The 15,274-nt window shown below is 60.2% G+C and carries 15 protein-coding genes; 10 read left to right on the top strand and 5 right to left on the bottom strand.

Features of this window, described 5'->3' with window-relative positions; translation table 11 throughout:
* Positions 1 to 24: 24 nt before the first annotated feature.
* Positions 25 to 357, bottom strand: a complete 333-nt coding sequence (locus tag QX048_RS18415) for a hypothetical protein (RefSeq protein ID WP_316200599.1) — start codon at positions 355 to 357, stop codon at positions 25 to 27.
* 156 nt (positions 358 to 513) lie between these two features.
* On the opposite strand from QX048_RS18415, the gene QX048_RS18410 reads away from it, so the two are divergent.
* The 7 genes from QX048_RS18410 to QX048_RS18380 all read left to right on the top strand — a co-directional run bounded on the left by QX048_RS18410 (position 514) and on the right by QX048_RS18380 (position 6,012).
* Positions 514 to 1,032, top strand: coding sequence for a hypothetical protein (locus tag QX048_RS18410; RefSeq protein WP_316200598.1), 519 nt, complete (start codon positions 514 to 516; stop codon positions 1,030 to 1,032).
* Positions 1,032 to 1,430, top strand: coding sequence for an E2/UBC family protein (locus tag QX048_RS18405; RefSeq protein ID WP_316200597.1), 399 nt, complete (start codon positions 1,032 to 1,034; stop codon positions 1,428 to 1,430). Before QX048_RS18410 ends, QX048_RS18405 begins: the two co-directional genes overlap by 1 nt.
* Positions 1,427 to 2,722 (top strand): ThiF family adenylyltransferase, encoded by a 1,296-nt coding sequence (locus QX048_RS18400; RefSeq protein WP_316200596.1) that lies wholly within the window; start codon positions 1,427 to 1,429, stop codon positions 2,720 to 2,722. Before QX048_RS18405 ends, QX048_RS18400 begins: the two co-directional genes overlap by 4 nt.
* Positions 2,715 to 3,269 (top strand): DUF6527 family protein, encoded by a 555-nt coding sequence (locus QX048_RS18395; RefSeq protein WP_316200595.1) that lies wholly within the window; start codon positions 2,715 to 2,717, stop codon positions 3,267 to 3,269. The genes QX048_RS18400 and QX048_RS18395 overlap by 8 nt, the downstream gene beginning before the upstream one ends.
* A complete protein-coding gene (locus tag QX048_RS18390; RefSeq protein WP_316200594.1) occupies positions 3,269 to 3,514 on the top strand; it encodes a multiubiquitin domain-containing protein in 246 nt (81 codons plus the stop codon). Before QX048_RS18395 ends, QX048_RS18390 begins: the two co-directional genes overlap by 1 nt.
* Positions 3,515 to 3,663: 149 nt before the next feature.
* A complete protein-coding gene (locus tag QX048_RS18385; protein ID WP_316200593.1) occupies positions 3,664 to 5,010 on the top strand; it encodes a phosphotransferase in 1,347 nt (448 codons plus the stop codon).
* 159 nt (positions 5,011 to 5,169) lie between these two features.
* Positions 5,170 to 6,012 (top strand): hypothetical protein, encoded by an 843-nt coding sequence (locus QX048_RS18380; protein WP_316200592.1) that lies wholly within the window; start codon positions 5,170 to 5,172, stop codon positions 6,010 to 6,012.
* A 674-nt stretch (positions 6,013 to 6,686) separates the two neighbouring features.
* Here QX048_RS18380 and QX048_RS35260 read toward each other — a convergent pair.
* The 4 genes from QX048_RS35260 to QX048_RS18365 form a co-directional block, all read right to left on the bottom strand.
* A complete protein-coding gene (locus QX048_RS35260) occupies positions 6,687 to 6,863 on the bottom strand; it encodes a helix-turn-helix domain-containing protein (protein ID WP_410052172.1) in 177 nt (58 codons plus the stop codon).
* Between the two features lie 541 nt (positions 6,864 to 7,404).
* Positions 7,405 to 8,292 carry a hypothetical protein gene (locus tag QX048_RS18375; protein WP_316200591.1) on the bottom strand — a complete coding sequence of 296 codons (888 nt, stop codon included), beginning with the start codon at positions 8,290 to 8,292 and terminating at the stop codon, positions 7,405 to 7,407.
* Positions 8,293 to 8,809: 517 nt separating this feature from the next.
* The gene (locus QX048_RS18370; protein WP_316200590.1) at positions 8,810 to 9,097 is read right to left on the bottom strand and encodes a conjugal transfer protein TraD; all 288 of its coding nucleotides are present in this window, start codon (positions 9,095 to 9,097) and stop codon (positions 8,810 to 8,812) included.
* Between the two features lies 1 nt (position 9,098).
* Complete coding sequence (locus QX048_RS18365; protein ID WP_316200589.1) at positions 9,099 to 9,425, bottom strand: conjugal transfer protein TraD; 327 nt, start codon at positions 9,423 to 9,425, stop codon at positions 9,099 to 9,101.
* Between the two features lie 171 nt (positions 9,426 to 9,596).
* Here QX048_RS18365 and traA point away from each other — a divergent pair, with 171 nt between their 5' ends.
* The 3 genes from traA to QX048_RS18350 all read left to right on the top strand — a co-directional run bounded on the left by traA (position 9,597) and on the right by QX048_RS18350 (position 15,144).
* Positions 9,597 to 12,608, top strand: a complete 3,012-nt coding sequence (gene traA / locus QX048_RS18360; RefSeq protein WP_316200588.1) for a Ti-type conjugative transfer relaxase TraA — start codon at positions 9,597 to 9,599, stop codon at positions 12,606 to 12,608.
* Positions 12,609 to 12,737: 129 nt separating this feature from the next.
* Positions 12,738 to 12,953 carry a helix-turn-helix transcriptional regulator gene (locus QX048_RS18355; protein ID WP_316200587.1) on the top strand — a complete coding sequence of 72 codons (216 nt, stop codon included), beginning with the start codon at positions 12,738 to 12,740 and terminating at the stop codon, positions 12,951 to 12,953.
* A gap of 484 nt (positions 12,954 to 13,437) precedes the next feature.
* Positions 13,438 to 15,144 (top strand): P-loop NTPase fold protein, encoded by a 1,707-nt coding sequence (locus QX048_RS18350; protein ID WP_316200586.1) that lies wholly within the window; start codon positions 13,438 to 13,440, stop codon positions 15,142 to 15,144.
* The last annotated feature ends 130 nt before the right edge of the window (positions 15,145 to 15,274 follow it).

Genomic DNA, 15,274 nt, shown 5'->3' with positions numbered 1-15,274 from the left:
TCCCCTTTGAACTGCTGCGGCCGATCATTCGACGCCGAGAAGCCTGACCGTCTTGATTGCAGTGGTAGGATCGCCACGCCGGTGTTGAGTCGCGAAGCGAAGGACCTTCGGAGGAGACAGATTCAGCGTGAAATCGCCACGAGACGTCTTCTTGAGGCAGAAAGGTTGGCAAGTCGGAACCAATGCCAGGGTCGGTGCGGCCCTGAGCATATGCAATCGCACCTTGATCTTCTTCGACAGAAGGGGGCCGAAACGCCGTTCGAGCAGTTCTGCCGAACAGAAAAGGCGCTGGTCGGCAGCGCTTTCGAACAAGACAAGCAAGGCGGACCCGTTGATTCGTTTAGCAATGGGAAACACTTTTCCTCGGCCCGCGCAACTTAATCCGCTGTAATATGCACAGAAAAATAAAACTGTTACCCGTTACGAAACAGAAAATTTGACCTTTGGGACCGAATCTGCGATCTGATTCCGGGCGGGCGGCCCTTCGGCGCGCGGCCGCTGGAGGACATGAATATGAGCGAGGCCGGCAAGATCGACGTAAAGGTCCGTTATCCCGAGGACGACGACAAACTGCATGACCACAAGGTTCACCGCGACGAATCCGTCGGATCCTTCAAATCGCGGGTTCTGGTCGCTTTCGGCCTGACGGAAGGGACCGACGAGAAGGGCGAGCTAATTACCTTCGGCCTGTTCCACGAGCACAAGGCCTTGAGAGACCCGGAGACGCTGGGGTCGGTGGCCGGCGACGCGAACGAGCTCCATCTGAAGCTCGAGCGACAGCGGCACTATTTCTTCTACAAAAAGCACGAGATTCGGTCGGCCACGGCGACGGCGACCGGTGCTCAGATCAAGGCGATGATTAAGGCGGTCGATCCGGAGTTCGATCTGAGTCACACTCTGATCGAGGAAGGCCATGGAGACTGGGAGGACAAGGTGATCGAGGACGGCCAGACAGTCTCCCTCAAGGTCGACTCCGCGCATCCGGTCAAGCATTTTTTCTCCAAGCCGCCGACCAACTTCGGGGCGCGCTGATGCAGCTGTCGCGTATCACCGAACGGCAATTCGAACGGGTGAAGGAACGCTACCCTGCAGCTACTCTGCAGGGTCTGCCTTCCGGCAGCGCGCTGGTCTCGATTCCGGGCATCTTGTTGCCGCCGGGCTGGTCCGCCGCATCGACCAATGTCCACTTTCTGGTGCCCGTCGGCTACCCGGGGCCGCCGCCCGACTGCTTCTGGGCGGACCAGATGTTGACGCTCGCTGGCGGTGGCCAGCCTCAGGCCAGCAACGTCCAGCAGATCCCGGAAACCGACATTATCGGTCGGTGGTTCTCGTGGCACATTGTCGGCGGACAATCGAACTGGAATCCCAATAGGGACGACCTGATGACCTTCGTTTCCATCGTGATCGACCGGCTGCGACGCCCACTATGATCGAACTGATTTTTCCGGACGGAATGCTGCGCCGGTTGCGCGACGGCATCTGGCACGACGACCTCGAGACTGCGGCAATCTTGCTCTGCCAGCCGGGGCTCTCGGAAGGCGATTGGCGCCTGACCGTCCGGGAGATGCATGTCGTGCCGCCCGAGGCGTCGTTGGTTCGGACCGCGACGGCGGTCGTGGTGGATCCAGCTTTCGGACTGCCCTTCGAAAAGAAGGCGCGCATCCAGGGCTTGTCGCTGGTATACTGCCACACGCATCCGCACCAAACTAAGAATGTGGCCTTCTCATCCATTGACGACAACGCCGAGATTGAGCTGGCCAAATATGCGGAAGGCCGGATACCCGGTGTTCCGCACTGCGCGCTCGTTTTCGGCAGCGAAACGGCAGCCGCTCGGAGACTGGGCACCAAGGAGACCGTTAAATTGACGGAAAGCCAGTACGATGCCGCGGCGACCTACGACCGTCAGATCCGCGCATTCGGTGAAGAGGGCCAGGCCGCGCTGGCACGGCTGCGCCTCGCCGTCGTCGGGCTGGGCGGGACGGGATCCGTCGTGGTCCAGCAGCTTGCCCATCTGGGCGTCTCGGACTTTCTGCTCGTCGACCCGGATGCGGTCGAGACGACCAACCTCAACCGGACCGTGGGATCGACGCCGAAATCGGTTGGAGAACCCAAGGTCTCCGTGGCGGCCCGAATGATCCGTTCCATAAGGCCCGATGCGCGCGTTGAGGAGATTGTTGGAGACGTGGTCGACGCGGCTCCCGCCAAGCGCCTCACCGAACGCGACTTCATCTTCTGCTGCACGGACTCGCACGCCAGTCGGCACGTCATCAACCAACTCGCATACCAATACGGCATCCCCGCGATCGACATGGGAGTCGTCGTCGACGCGTCCGGATCCGTGGTAAGTTTCGCCGGCCATGTGAAGGCGCTCAAGGATGGCGAGGCCTGCCTTTGGTGCCTCAATCATCTGAACCCCAACCAAATCCGCGAGGAGATGATGACGCCGGATCAGCGAAAGGCCGATCCCTACGTGGTCGGCGCTCGCCTGGTGCAGCCCGCGATCATCAGCATCAACTCCACGGTCGCGTCGGCCGCGGTCACCATGTTCCTTTCGATGGTGACCGGCCTGGACGCGCCGCCGCGTTTCTTAGTTTACGACGGCAACCGACAGCGCCTTTCAGGCGTCGCCGCCGAACGGAATCCGACCTGCAATTTCTGCGGGCCGGACTCGCCGGCGGGCAGACGGGACCTCGAACCGCTCCCGGTGCGCCGCCATGGCTAGAGCGAAGTCGATCAATCTGCGCGGCACCGCCGAAAGGCATTCCGACGCCGTCGATCTCGTGCCGCAGGCCGGCGACGTGGCGCTGGTCCGGCGGGGCGCACTGAGATCGTTGGCGATACGATGCCCCGACGGCTGTGGGGAGGTCATCAGCGTGAACCTCGATCCGAGAACAGGCCCCGCCTGGAAAATCTACGACCGGGAAGATAGCCTGACACTCTTTCCGTCGGTGTGGAGAGAAAGCGGCTGCAAGGCCCATTTCATCCTCTGGCGAAACAGGCTGATTTGGTGCGACGCATCGGATCCGCATTCTTGGCGGAGCGAAGAGCTCAAGCGGCGCATCCACAAGCTGCTTCCCGCTCCGGGACAACAGCACGCGCATTACGCCGATCTCGCCACACGATTGGACCTTATCCCTTGGGAGGCGCTTTGGACTTGCCAAGCGCTCGTGGCCGACCGTGTGGCGGTTTCCTCCGAGAAAGGTTCCCGCTTCGGGCTGGCGAAGGCACCGGATGCTCCGCGCTCATCGAACGTCGACAGGAGGGCGTGATGAACGAGGAGCGGCGATATTCGATCCTGCTTAACGGCCGACGTCTCGAAGCGCCCGGTCCAACGATAACCGTCATCCAGTTACGCCTCCTCGCCCGGATTCCGGCCGGCCACGGAATCATCGTCGAAGGCGCTGGCGACCAGCCCGATCGCCTTGTGAGCGACACCGACACGATTGACCTTTCGCAATCCAGCCCGAGCGTTTTCTCGAAACCTCCGACGGCCTTCGGAGGCGCCGCCCAATGAACGCGCGTAGGCGGAAAATCATCTGGAGCGGGGGAGACCCGGGACAGGGGTGCCTAGACGCGTGTAGATTCGCGAAACTCGAGATCGAGAATCTCACTGGGCATCCGTCGGAGCCGCATCTGCGGGACGGCCGTGCAGTAATCGTAGCATTGGACGACGGCTCGGCAGCCGCGGCACTACAAAACGGCACCGAAGCGGTGCTGCAAGCAGCTCTCGCGCATGGACTTGCGGCGTTCGTGTCGTGTTCGTTCAACGACGCCACGGCCGTCGCGGTCGCCCTCAAAAAATGGCGGCTCGAGGGAATCGTTGGCATCTCGCCACGCGGCGAGGAGAGCGAACTGGTCGAAGACATCGTCCGCTTGCGGGAACAGCCCGCGATCAACGGGTCGCTGCAGGTGGTCGGCGGCCAGTCGCTATCGTCGGAAGAGGAGACCCTCCTAAAGCGCGCTTTCGGTGACTGCTCTGCGGTCAAGCTGGTGAAGCAATCCACGGGGAGCGCCAAGGTCTTCTGCGCATTCGCGAGCCTGCTGAATTCTCGGGTCGGACCGATTCCGCTGCCCTTCTTCGTGAAGTTCGACGACCGCAAGTCAATCGAGCGCGAGCTCGACAACTATCGGCAGTGCACGACGCTGCATGTTCCGTTCAACCAGAGGCCAAACCTCGACGACGAGCGTTGTCTGCTTTCGCACTCTAGCGGCGTGATCGTCGGCAATTTCGTCGAACAGTCCGAGTCGCTGATAGAGGCGATCGACCGCGGCGCGGGGCGCGACGCGCTTCACTCCCTATTCGAAGGCGCGTTGCGCGGTTGGCGGCGTCAGTCGTTCTACGACAACCAATACGTCGCCGACGGGAACGTTCTACATCGCCTTCGCCGGTCACGGCCCACCACGTACAATATTAGGCGGAAGAGGAGGCTGGAAAAGCGCCAGCTCTCGGCAGGAGCATCCGTCCGCTCATTCGAAGAGCTCGATGCCATGCTCATGGCGCTGCCAGCGATCAAGTATCGCTACGGAACTACGCATGGCGACCTTCACGGCAACAACGTTCGCATTGCCGGCGCGGACGCGATCCTGATCGATTTCGCATCCGTGGACTACGGACCTTTGACCGTCGATCCTGCAGCTCTAGACGTCTCATTGATGATGGACACCTGCCTCGTCGCCGGTAAAGATTGGATGCGATTGGCCGACGAGGTCTACGAACTGAAAGCGCTGCGCGCGCCCGCAGTCCCGCCGCGGCCCGAACGAGATGCAGCCAACCTTCTCGACGCACTTCATTACATTCGCCAGACAGCATTTGCCGTCCAGTTCTCGGACATAGAATACCCGATCGTCGTCGCACTGCAGTTGCTTCGGAAGGCGTCCTATGGTGGAGACGATGCCGAGGACCAACAACGTCGGGTGCACGCCTACAGCCTAGCGGACCGGATCATTGGTCAACTGGCCGACGAACATCGCCGGATAGCGGACCACCTGGCCGCCCCGGATGCTGCGTAAAGCGCGATTCCCACAAGAGCCGGGTCTACGGCGCGTCGACAGCGTCTCCGATAAATGATTCGCATTGGCCCGCACGCGGCGAACGTTGGTTGGTCACAACACTGACCAACTATTGCGACGATAGATCCCCGTCGCGCAAGCTGATCAGGAGCATGTCCCATGGGCAAGTTTAATGAGCGTGAGCTTAGAATGCGCAAAGAGCGCATCGACGCTTTCGGTGATGGTTCTGTCCAAGTTGTCATCTCGCGGCCGGAACGGCGGGCTCTATCCTATCGAGAGCAGCTACCGTCGCTCGTCCAACAACTCGCAACGGTTGAGCCGTCACGCCTATGTGGGAACAAAGACTGCGGCAACGAGGTCCGTTCAATCGATAATTGCGTAGTGATCTTCTTTGGCACGCCGCCGGCGATGGTAACCTCTATACTGTGCCCATCGTGCTCCGAGAAACGCAACGAAGAGATTTTGCCCATCGTCCGCGAAGACGTGCGCCAGACGTTCGGCCTCGGAAAAGCGTCAGCGGACCAAGGCTCAGTGGAGCTCGATGATGGCCGCCATCGCTCCGTTGCACAACGCACCGTCCATGGCGTGACGATACATGTCGTGGAGGCGGACAAGTACGACTGCGGCCCAGCGAAAGCATTTTGTGAGTTGCTGCAGCGAGGAATGTTAAAGCGCTTCCTCTTCGCTTATCAAGGCAAACATAATTGTTTCGCGATCGTTAAGCAAATTCAGTTTGATTTTGGAGATGTCGAACTCGCGGACTATATTAAATGCAGGGCTGGCTATTGCCCGATCATCACCAGCAACGGTCAGCCGCTTGGCCATCACGCATGGGTCGAATGCAACGGCTGGGCTATCGACGCGGCGAGCGGTGGCCTCGGTCAATCCGTGATATTTCAGCGAATAGATGACTACGTTGCCATGCGCCAGCTAACGGATATCGTCGATTACGACCAGTATGCCAAAATGCGAGGCGGAGAAGCGGGCACCCTCACAACCTAAAGCGACAAACGCCGCGCTGCGACAACGCGGCGCTGCGACGTGACGGTGTTTTCTAGTACCGAGGCGGGAGACAAAGAAATGATCCCGATGCAATCAGATAGAAAATTCGACAGCTTCGGTCCGCCCTCGTGTATCTTGCTCGTCATGGCTTGCGATCGCGTGCGGTCGATGCAAGGCAAAGCGCCAAGCTCAGCTCTAAAAAGCTTAAACACATGATGGCTAATCGTCTCCTGTGCCTCTCGTCACGCCGACCCGTTTGCAATGTTCAGTCCAGTTACTTCGCCGAAACACCCTCCAGCGCGTCGCCCATTAGGAAGTGTGACAGCATGCCGGGAATGCCAATCTCGACGTGAAGCGTATTGAACGTGTGGCGTTGAGCATTGCCAGCGCCAGGCAGGCCCGTTCTTGACGGCATCTGCCGGCAAGCTGAGAAGAACGAAATCGCGTAGATATCGCGGGATGCCCCCTCTTACTCACGATATGGCGGATCTCGCCGCAATTTGTCCGCGAGATCTTATATCTTGATCGTCTTGAGCCCCAACGACGACTTTCGGGATGGAGGCCTTCCACGGTCGAACTCAGCAACCCGCGACGACAACGGGCCGTCGTCTTCTAGCAGATCGTAGCGGAAACGGACGTACATCCGCGGGCCAAGTCTTACAAACCACGGAGTGCTACCTAATCTTCTTCATACCTCCCGGTTCCGAGGGGTTCACGTTGAACAGTTCTTGGAGCGAGCTCACGAGCACTAAACGCCGACGCCCGACGGTTGTCGTAATGAGATGCCCTGTCGCTATCAACTCGTAAAGCTTCGTGCGTCCCAAGCCGGTGACCTCGCTTGCTTCGTTAATGGTGCAGGTGAGCCGTTGGACGAACGGGACCGGCCTTGATCCTTTTGGATGGGGTAATCGGCAACCCTTCGCTTCTGTCTCCCCCTCTTCGACTGCATCCCATAGCCCCTTCTACTTCACAGAGCTCGGCGGGACGAGAGTTTGCTGGGGCGGCGATCAACGTCAATGCGGACGCTCGAGGGCTCCCCGTATACTGGAGCACAGCAGCGGCCATTCGATCGCATTTGGATATCAACGGCGGCAAGATAATTTTTTCGTGATTGAGGAGTTGATGAGCGTTCGCAGCGAGCTATTGTTTTGGAGGCCTCCGTCAGCTTGGAAGGTTTTCGACAGCTGGAATGCTCTCAACGCGCATTTGGACAACGGCAGCTCGAAACGCTATCGAACCGCAATGGCCTTTCGGCTTGTCTGAATTGGGACAGGCCCCAAGTCGACGCACTCACCCCGCGCATCCATAGGCTGGAGCCGATCAGCCAACCCTGGGCCTTGCGACTTTTGGCCTAGACAGGCGGGGATCGAAATCACGCAGTCGGAAGCGAAATTACGCAGTCTGCTCGCCGACCATCGAGAGCAGCGACGTCTGCGCCTCGGCATAGGCCTTGTCACCGGGATGGCGTGGCCTGGCCGGTGGGGGATTGAACGTGACATCCAGCAACGGCAGCGGATTGCGGCCGTTGAGGTAAAGCTCGATAAGGGCTTCGTGGAGCGCGCGCAGGAATCCAAACATGCGCTTCATCTCGTCGATGTTGGTCTTCGCGAGAAACGAATCGATCTCGGAGCCACCCTGCTTGTTATGCGCGAGGTGGTCTCGGACCTCACCGTAGACCGGCTCATAGATCTTGCGCCACGCCTTTACCTTCTTCCGCAGCTCGCGCACGTCATCAATGACAGTGTCGTGCTGCGACGACAGCGCACGCCGGTCGCCGTCGTTAGTCGCGACCACGATCTGCTCGACACCGCCATACTTGCCTTCGCCCCAGCAGCCTTTGCCGAATCCGAAGCCGCCCGGAGCGATGTCGTTCGACGCGTCGATGCGGCCGGTCCGCGGGCGGTGGTGCTTGAAGGCGACGGAAACGTCCCGCAGCAGATACACGTCGGCGACGTGCTTGCCATTCCGCAGGAATTCACGCTTCGCGTCGATCGCGATGCGGACGGGACCGACGTCGGGGAACGGCAGTATCCATTCGTGCTGCACGAATTCGGCCAGATGATGCAGCATGTCGACCGCCTGGCGGGCGGCCAGTTCGACGCTCCGGCGAGCCGCGTCGAGAGCGTCCGGATTGCCGACCTCCAGCGCGGCCGTCAGGGCCCGCTCGGCTTCCAGATAGCTCCGGAGGGAGGGTGCCGCCTTGTGCCACGCTAGTGCTATCGTCGACGGATTCGGTGGACCGAGCTTTCCCGGGTCGAGCAGCTTGTCGAGAGCAAGCAAGAACCCATCATCTTCTTTCTTATAGCGATTTCTGTGCGGGTTAATGCGCAACTTGATTCGCGATAAGATAACCAGGGCCTCATTTTGATGCGGAAGCAGCTCTTCCCTGTCTTTCTTACCTTCTCTTCGAACTCAACTATCACATTGATCTCTTCGTATTTTCGAACCCATTTGTGGGTGGCGCCCACATAAGAGGCGAAATCGTCCCGCAGTGAACCAATCCACTTTTGACGGAATTCCGAGATCTTCACGGAGCGAGAGAGCCGCCCGCTAATCACCTGCGCGAGAACACCGGCAACAACGCCGCCAAACAAGATTTGGGGCCAGATGTCCATGAGATACCCCACCAAAAAGGCAACCAACGCGCCCTCGAGTACTCCTCTATAGGCTCGGGTCCGCCACTCCCGCCATGAATATATGCATGTTGGAATTGAAGCTCGCCATCGCAGCCAGGATCGTCCTGTCATCGGTGTTGAAGCCGTACGCGAAAGGGTCAGGCAGCCATAATCGGATCGATTCAAACCATCTTGCCCGATTTCTCCCGCATCGAAGCTGGCCAGTCACAAGCTGTTCCCCCGTATGTTGCCGGGTCCGCCTCGAACGCCTGCTTCCCCTTCGCGGCCCAGAGCGCCCGCGCCCGTTCGCCCTGATCGCATTGAAGCTTGTCGGCGATGCAGAGTAGAGCGCCTAGGATGGTGGCGCGATCATCGCCGGTCAGCTCAACGACCCCAGCTTTCATGACGAGGCCACCGAGTTTGATGAGATGCCGCGTGCGCTTGCGGCGCTCGACCTGCCACGAGCGCATGTCATGTCGCGCCTTTGCGGCTTGATACCGGTTGCGCGCCGCTCGGTTGCGCAGAAGCGCCATCCATATTGCGGTCAATTGCTGGCGCATTTCGCCGCGCCCGGCTCCGAAAGAACGTGGCCCCGCGCCTCGCCCATGCCTCCCTCTTACCGGCCTCTTTCGTCTCGGCCAACACGATGAGTGCACCAGCCAATTCTTCAGCGGAGAGCATGTCGGCTCCGGTGGCGATGACCAATTCGCCCAGGTGTCGCACCTTGCGAGTTTTCAGCGTGCGCGCCTTGTCTTCGAGTGCCTTCAGGTCCGCATCAAAGTCCCTTGGTTTGCGCATGGTCGTCTCCATGGGTTCCGTTGGAGAAATGATAGCTTGGCTACCCGCGCAATGCTGTAAGATCGTCAAGATGGCCTGAGACGGGATAGTCCCTCCCGAGATTTTTTCGAGGGAGGGCGCGCTTATACGTCGTTCCGACGTACGCCTCGCTGTGTCAGTGATCTGATCGCGATGGCGATCTATCATCTTCACGTCAAGGTCATAGGCCGGAAGGCCGGGAGCAGCGCGGTGGCGTCGGCGGCCTACCGCTCCGGCTCGCGGCTGCGCGACGAGCGGCTCGGCCGTGAGCAGGATTTTTCCGGAAAGCGCGGCGTCGTCCATTCCGACGTGATGCTGCCGGAAAATGCGCCGCAGGCCTGGACGGATCGCGAGCGGCTTTGGAATGCGGTCGAAGCAGTCGAAATCCGCAAGGACGCGCAGCTGGCCCGGGAGGTGGAGTTTGCCATTCCGCGCGAGCTGACTGAGACGCAGGGGATCGAGCTGGCACGGGACTTCGTCCGCGGTGAGTTCGTGGGTCTCGGCATGGTTGCCGATCTCAATGTGCATTGGGACAGGGGTGAGGACGGCATGCCCAAGCCTCATGCCCATGTGATGCTGACGATGCGCGCGGTCGACGAGAACGGCTTTGGCCAGAAGGTGCGGGATTGGAATCGCACCGAGCTGGTCAATCGCTGGCGTGAAAGCTGGGCCGAGCTTGCCAACGAACGGCTGGCCGAGCTCGACATCGACGCGCGGATTGACCATCGCAGTCTGGAAGACCAGGGCATTGCGCTCGAGCCGCAAAGCCAGATCGGCGCGCCAGCCAAACGGATCGAGGTTCAGGGCATCGCAGGCGAAGGGTTTGAGGCTGACCGGGCCGAGATGCACCGCGAGATCGCGCGGAACAATGGCGCGCGGATCATCGCCGATCCCTCCCTTGGACTGGAGGCAATCACCCAGCAGCAATCGACCTTCACACGCCGGGACCTGGCAAAGTTTGCGCACCGGCACAGTGACGGGCTCGACCAGTTCAACCAGGTGGTGGTCGCGCTGCAGGGAGCGCTCGATCTGGTCGAACTCGGCAAGGACGCCCGCGGCGAGGGTCGGTTCACCACCCGCGGAATGATCGAGACGGAACAGCGCCTGCACCGGGCTTTCGAGCTGCTGGCGGACCGGGAGCGCCATGAGGTCCGCGACGCGGCTCGCAAGGCCGCTTTGGCGCGTGCGGAAGCGCGCGGCCTGGTCCTGTCATCCGAACAGTCCGAGGCACTCGCACATGTCACAGACGGACACGGTCTCAGCGTCGTGGTCGGCCATGCCGGGACGGGAAAGAGCGCGATGCTGGGGGTGGCGCGGGAGGCCTGGGAAGCAGCAGGCTTCGAGGTCCGAGGCGTGGCGCTGTCCGGCATTGCCGCGGAAAATCTCCAGAGCGGATCGGGCATTGCGTCGCGGACTATCGCCAGCCTTGAGCATGGCTGGGAACAAGGCCGTGATCTGCTCAAATCGGGCGAAGTGCTGGTGATCGACGAGGCCGGCATGGTCGGCACGCGCCAGCTTGAGCGTGTTCTGTCCCACGCTGCCGATGCTGGCGCCAAGGTGGTGTTGGTCGGCGATCCGCAACAGCTGCAGGCGATCGAGGCGGGTGCTGCCTTCCGGTCGATCCATGAGCGTCACGGTGGTGCGGAAATTGGCGAGGTTCGCCGTCAGAGGGAGGACTGGCAGCGCGACGCCACGCGCGATCTGGCGACCAGTAAGGTGGCCAATGCGCTCGAAGCTTACCGGACCCACGGCATGGTGCATGAGGCCAAGAGCCGCGAGCAGGCGCGCGGCGATCTGATCGACCGCTGGGACCGCGACCGGCAGACCTCGCCAGACCGGAGCCGGATCATCCTGACCCACACCAATGACGAGGTCCGGGCGCTCAACGAGGCAGCGCGCGAGCGGATGCGGGCTGCGGGCAATCTGGGCGATGAGGTGGGGGTGACGGTCGAGCGCGGCGCGAGAAACTTTGCCAGCGGGGATCGGGTGATGTTCCTGCAGAACGAGCGCGGCCTCGGCGTCAAGAACGGCACGCTCGGGACCATCGAGCAGGTCAGCGCGCAATCACTAACCGTGCAGACCGACGATGGCCTATCCGTGCGCTTCGACCTCAAGGATTACAGCCGGATCGACCATGGCTATGCGGCGACGATCCACAAGGCCCAGGGTATGACGGTGGACCGCGTCCATGTGCTCGCGACGCCCGGCATGGATGCCCACAGCAGCTATGTCGCATTGTCGCGGCATCGGGACGGGGTGGACCTGCATTATGGTCGCGACGATTTTGCCAATGCGGACCGGCTCACCCGCACCCTCTCCCGCGATCGGGCCAAGGACATGGCCTCCGATTACGACCGTGCCGATCCCATCCAGAGCTATGCCGAACAGCGCGGGATCACGTTCCGCGAGCGCGTGGCCGAGATCGTGCGCAAGATCGTGCCGGAGAAGTTGCGCGAAATGTTCGACGGCCTTCGCTCGCCTGTAGATGCCCCCGAGCCGGACCGCGGACGCAAGCCGGAGCAGGCAGCACAGGAAAGGGAAACGAGCGGTCCGGCAGCAGACCGGCGCGCAGCCGAATTGCCGGCAAGGAGCGTGGCGCAAGATACCGAAGAGAGCGCGCGTCGCGTGCGGACACGGGCTCTGGTGCGCCATGCCCGCGCCGTCGATGCGATCTTCGCTGCGCAAGAGACGAGCGGCGGGGTCACATCTGCGCAAGTCAAAGAGCTGCAGACGGCTCGCCAGGCCTTCGAAGAGGTGCGGCCCTTTGGTTCATACGATGCCGAAGCCGCCTACAAAAAGAACCCGGAACTGGCACGCGAAGCGGCGGGCGGCCAGGTTAGCCGCGCCGTCCGCGCGCTCCAGCTCGAGACCGAACTCCGCACCGATCCGAGCCGCCGCGCCGATCGCTTCGTGGAGCGATGGCAGAAGCTCGGGCAGTTGGGCCAGCGCCAGTATCAGGCCGGTGACATGTCTGGCTACAGGGCGACGCGCGCGGCTATGGGCGACATGGCCAAAAGCCTTGAACGCGATCCGCAACTGGAATCAATCCTTGCCAGCCGCAAGAAGGAGATCGGAATCGCGTTCGAGTCAGGCCGCCGGCTTGGCCAGGAATTGGCCTTCGCACATGGCATCGATCTCGGCAGAGGCCGGAGCATCGGCGTTTGACCCATCCTGTTTGCGCTCGGCCTTACGCCAGAGCACGGCGACGTGCCAAAGGCTATTGTGCGCCTAGAACTGTTTGGCTCGTCTGCTCTCACGAGACGTCAGAAACAGCCTGCAGGAGGCAGCGCGATCATGCGCGAACCAGACCGTATCGTTCGCTTGAACACCGTCCTCGCGAGGACTGGGCTGTCCCGGTCCACCATATACCGCAAGATCGCAGAGGGCACGTTCCCGGCTCAGCTCAAGATCAGCACTAACGGGAGCGGCTGGCATGAATCTGACATAAGCCGCTGGATTGCGGATCCGGTCGGATGGCGTCCGAAGGACCCGCTCGAGGAAATCCGGTGAGGACAGCGGCCTGTTCTTCTAACCAGCAGCAGTAGACCGCGGCCGGTGGCAGACCGTAGAGGCTGTCGCTATCGCGACCCGCTTCAAGGCTTCGCCCTTTACTACCTGCCATCAACCCGGTCAGAGCGCTCGAACGGCCGAAGCGTTTCGTGGGCGCTGTCGCGTTCCATCATGATACGGAACTGCGGGGCGATGTGTCGGTGTTATCCTTTCGTTTTGGCGAATTGGGGCGGCGGCAAGGACACACGTCAAAACCTGCTCCTGACGCCCTGTTCTTGGTGCCGTTACTGGGCACGGTGACGTAGTCCCGATCCAACCGCTTCCCCTGGTCGGCGAGCCTATGCCGGACACCCGAATGAACGTTTCCCGACTTTGGATTTCCTTTGCGATGTGCTCGCTTGGGCACGACGCTCCACTATACCGCCTTGGTGATGTTCGGCTAATGTTTGCTCGCTTAAGGCGAGTGGGGGGGGGGCCAGCCATCTTGACCGACGTTGAACGCACAGCGACTGACCGGGTAACCCGCGAGATTGTCCGTTTTCTGAAATCCTCCAAGTCCGAGGTACTTGCTCTCCGGGGGGCATGGGGCGTCGGTAAGACCCATCTTTGGAACAAGCTTCTTGAGGAGACCAAGGCCACCATTGGCCTCAAGAAGTACGCCTATGTCTCACTCTTTGGCCTGCAAAACCTCAACGAGCTAAAATACTCAATCTACGAAAACACTATCGACACCAAGGACGTCGGCATTGAGCCTTCGCTAAAGACGCTGCAGACCAACACCGATTTCGTCGTGAAGTCATTTGGCACGCAACTCATATCTGTCATATCGCGCTTCAAGGGTGCTTCGGCCACGCTCGAAGCCATCTCATTCCTTGCCGTCAGAGACCGCATTATCTGCATTGACGATTTGGAGCGCCGCGGCACCAACCTTAGGATCATCGATGTCCTTGGCCTTGTCTCCTACCTGACAGAGCGTCGCGGATGTAAAGTAGTTATGATCCTAAGCGAGGAGGCACTGTCCGACCCCGACGCTAAGGACCTTGCACGCTATCGAGAGAAAGTAATCGACCTGTCGCTCCTGTTTGCCCCAACCGAGGAGGAGAGCGTCAAAATAGCACTCGCCAATGACGCACCCACAACACACCTTCTCTCTGAACGGTGCATCTCACTCGGCGTTTCTAACATTCGTGTTATTAAGAAGATTGAACGGCTTTTCACTGACGTGCTGCCATTACTTAGCGGCTATCACGAAAAGGTCGCTGAACAGGCCGCATCCACCCTTACACTGTTCGGCTGGGCATACTTCTCAAAGACCGCAGAGGACGACAACGCCTTAATCGACTTTATCTTGGCCCGGCCTGAGGACTCTTTTGCCGGCATCCTTGAAGATGACGCCGAACGACCGGAACAGCATAAATGGGATATGCTTCTTGATAACTACGGCTACGCTTCAACTGACGCCTTCGATTTGGCCTTGTTCGATGGTGTCAAACGCGGCTTTTTTGACGAAGACCTCATCAAGCGTAATGCCGAGGAAATGAATGAGCGCTTGAAGCAGATGGACTCCACAAAGTCTTTCGCTGACGCTTGGGCACTCTTTCACGAGTCCTTCAAGGACAATACTCGCGATATCGTCCGCGCCTTGGTCAGCGCAATGCAGTTTCACGCAGAATTCGTGACCCCTTCGGAGCTGAACGGCGCGGTCAGCTTGCTGAAAACTCTCGGCCGCGAGCGGGCTGCCAAATATGTATTGAACCATTTTATGAAACGAAGGCAGCACGAAGATTACGCATTTTACGACCTGGCATCGCATCCCTTTGCCCAGAACATCCAAGACCCGGATGTAATTCATGCCTTTGCAGAAAAGCTCAAGACTTTCCGTGACGAGCGTTCACCGGAGGATATCCTCCACAGCATCGGCTCAAACCATGGTTGGAGCCAGGCAGATACCAAACGGCTAGCAACCCTGTCGGTCGATGATTATTATACCATGTTCAAAAGCATGGAAGGTGAGCGACTCCGTCGAGTCATCGGCGCCGCATTGGGATTTCAAGCTATTCGAGAACAAGACCAGACATATGGGAAGATAGCTGATACCGCTAAGGCAGCGCTTATCCTGATCGGAAAGGAAAGCCCGCTCAATGCTCGCCGCCTCCTCAAGTTCCATATCACTGCTGAGGATCTCGCCTGACGGCGCCACATTGGCGCTATCCGCGAACGCCGGCAGACTATGCTTCAGCAGGAAACCGCCAATTTCGGTCCCGCGACCGACAATGCGCTTCACAAGTAATGCTTAGGGCCTATCGCAGCACTCACATACG

This window comes from Bradyrhizobium sp. SZCCHNS30572 (assembly GCF_032484415.1).
Classification (GTDB): domain Bacteria; phylum Pseudomonadota; class Alphaproteobacteria; order Rhizobiales; family Xanthobacteraceae; genus Bradyrhizobium.
The sequence above is the reverse complement of the archived record's forward strand: the minus strand, read 5'-3'. Positions and strand labels throughout refer to the sequence as shown.

Coding starts and splice junctions, on each gene's coding strand:
- QX048_RS18410 (WP_316200598.1), top strand. CDS start 514: ATGAGCGAGGCCGGCAAGATCGACGTAAAGGTCCGTTATCCCGAGGAC.
- QX048_RS18405 (WP_316200597.1), top strand. CDS start 1,032: ATGCAGCTGTCGCGTATCACCGAACGGCAATTCGAACGGGTGAAGGAA.
- QX048_RS18400 (WP_316200596.1), top strand. CDS start 1,427: ATGATCGAACTGATTTTTCCGGACGGAATGCTGCGCCGGTTGCGCGAC.
- QX048_RS18395 (WP_316200595.1), top strand. CDS start 2,715: ATGGCTAGAGCGAAGTCGATCAATCTGCGCGGCACCGCCGAAAGGCAT.
- QX048_RS18390 (WP_316200594.1), top strand. CDS start 3,269: ATGAACGAGGAGCGGCGATATTCGATCCTGCTTAACGGCCGACGTCTC.
- QX048_RS18380 (WP_316200592.1), top strand. CDS start 5,170: ATGGGCAAGTTTAATGAGCGTGAGCTTAGAATGCGCAAAGAGCGCATC.
- QX048_RS18370 (WP_316200590.1), bottom strand. CDS start 9,097: ATGCGCTCGTGGCAGGTCGAGCGCCGCAAGCGCACGCGGCATCTCATC.
- QX048_RS18365 (WP_316200589.1), bottom strand. CDS start 9,425: ATGCGCAAACCAAGGGACTTTGATGCGGACCTGAAGGCACTCGAAGAC.
- traA (WP_316200588.1), top strand. CDS start 9,597: ATGGCGATCTATCATCTTCACGTCAAGGTCATAGGCCGGAAGGCCGGG.
- QX048_RS18355 (WP_316200587.1), top strand. CDS start 12,738: ATGCGCGAACCAGACCGTATCGTTCGCTTGAACACCGTCCTCGCGAGG.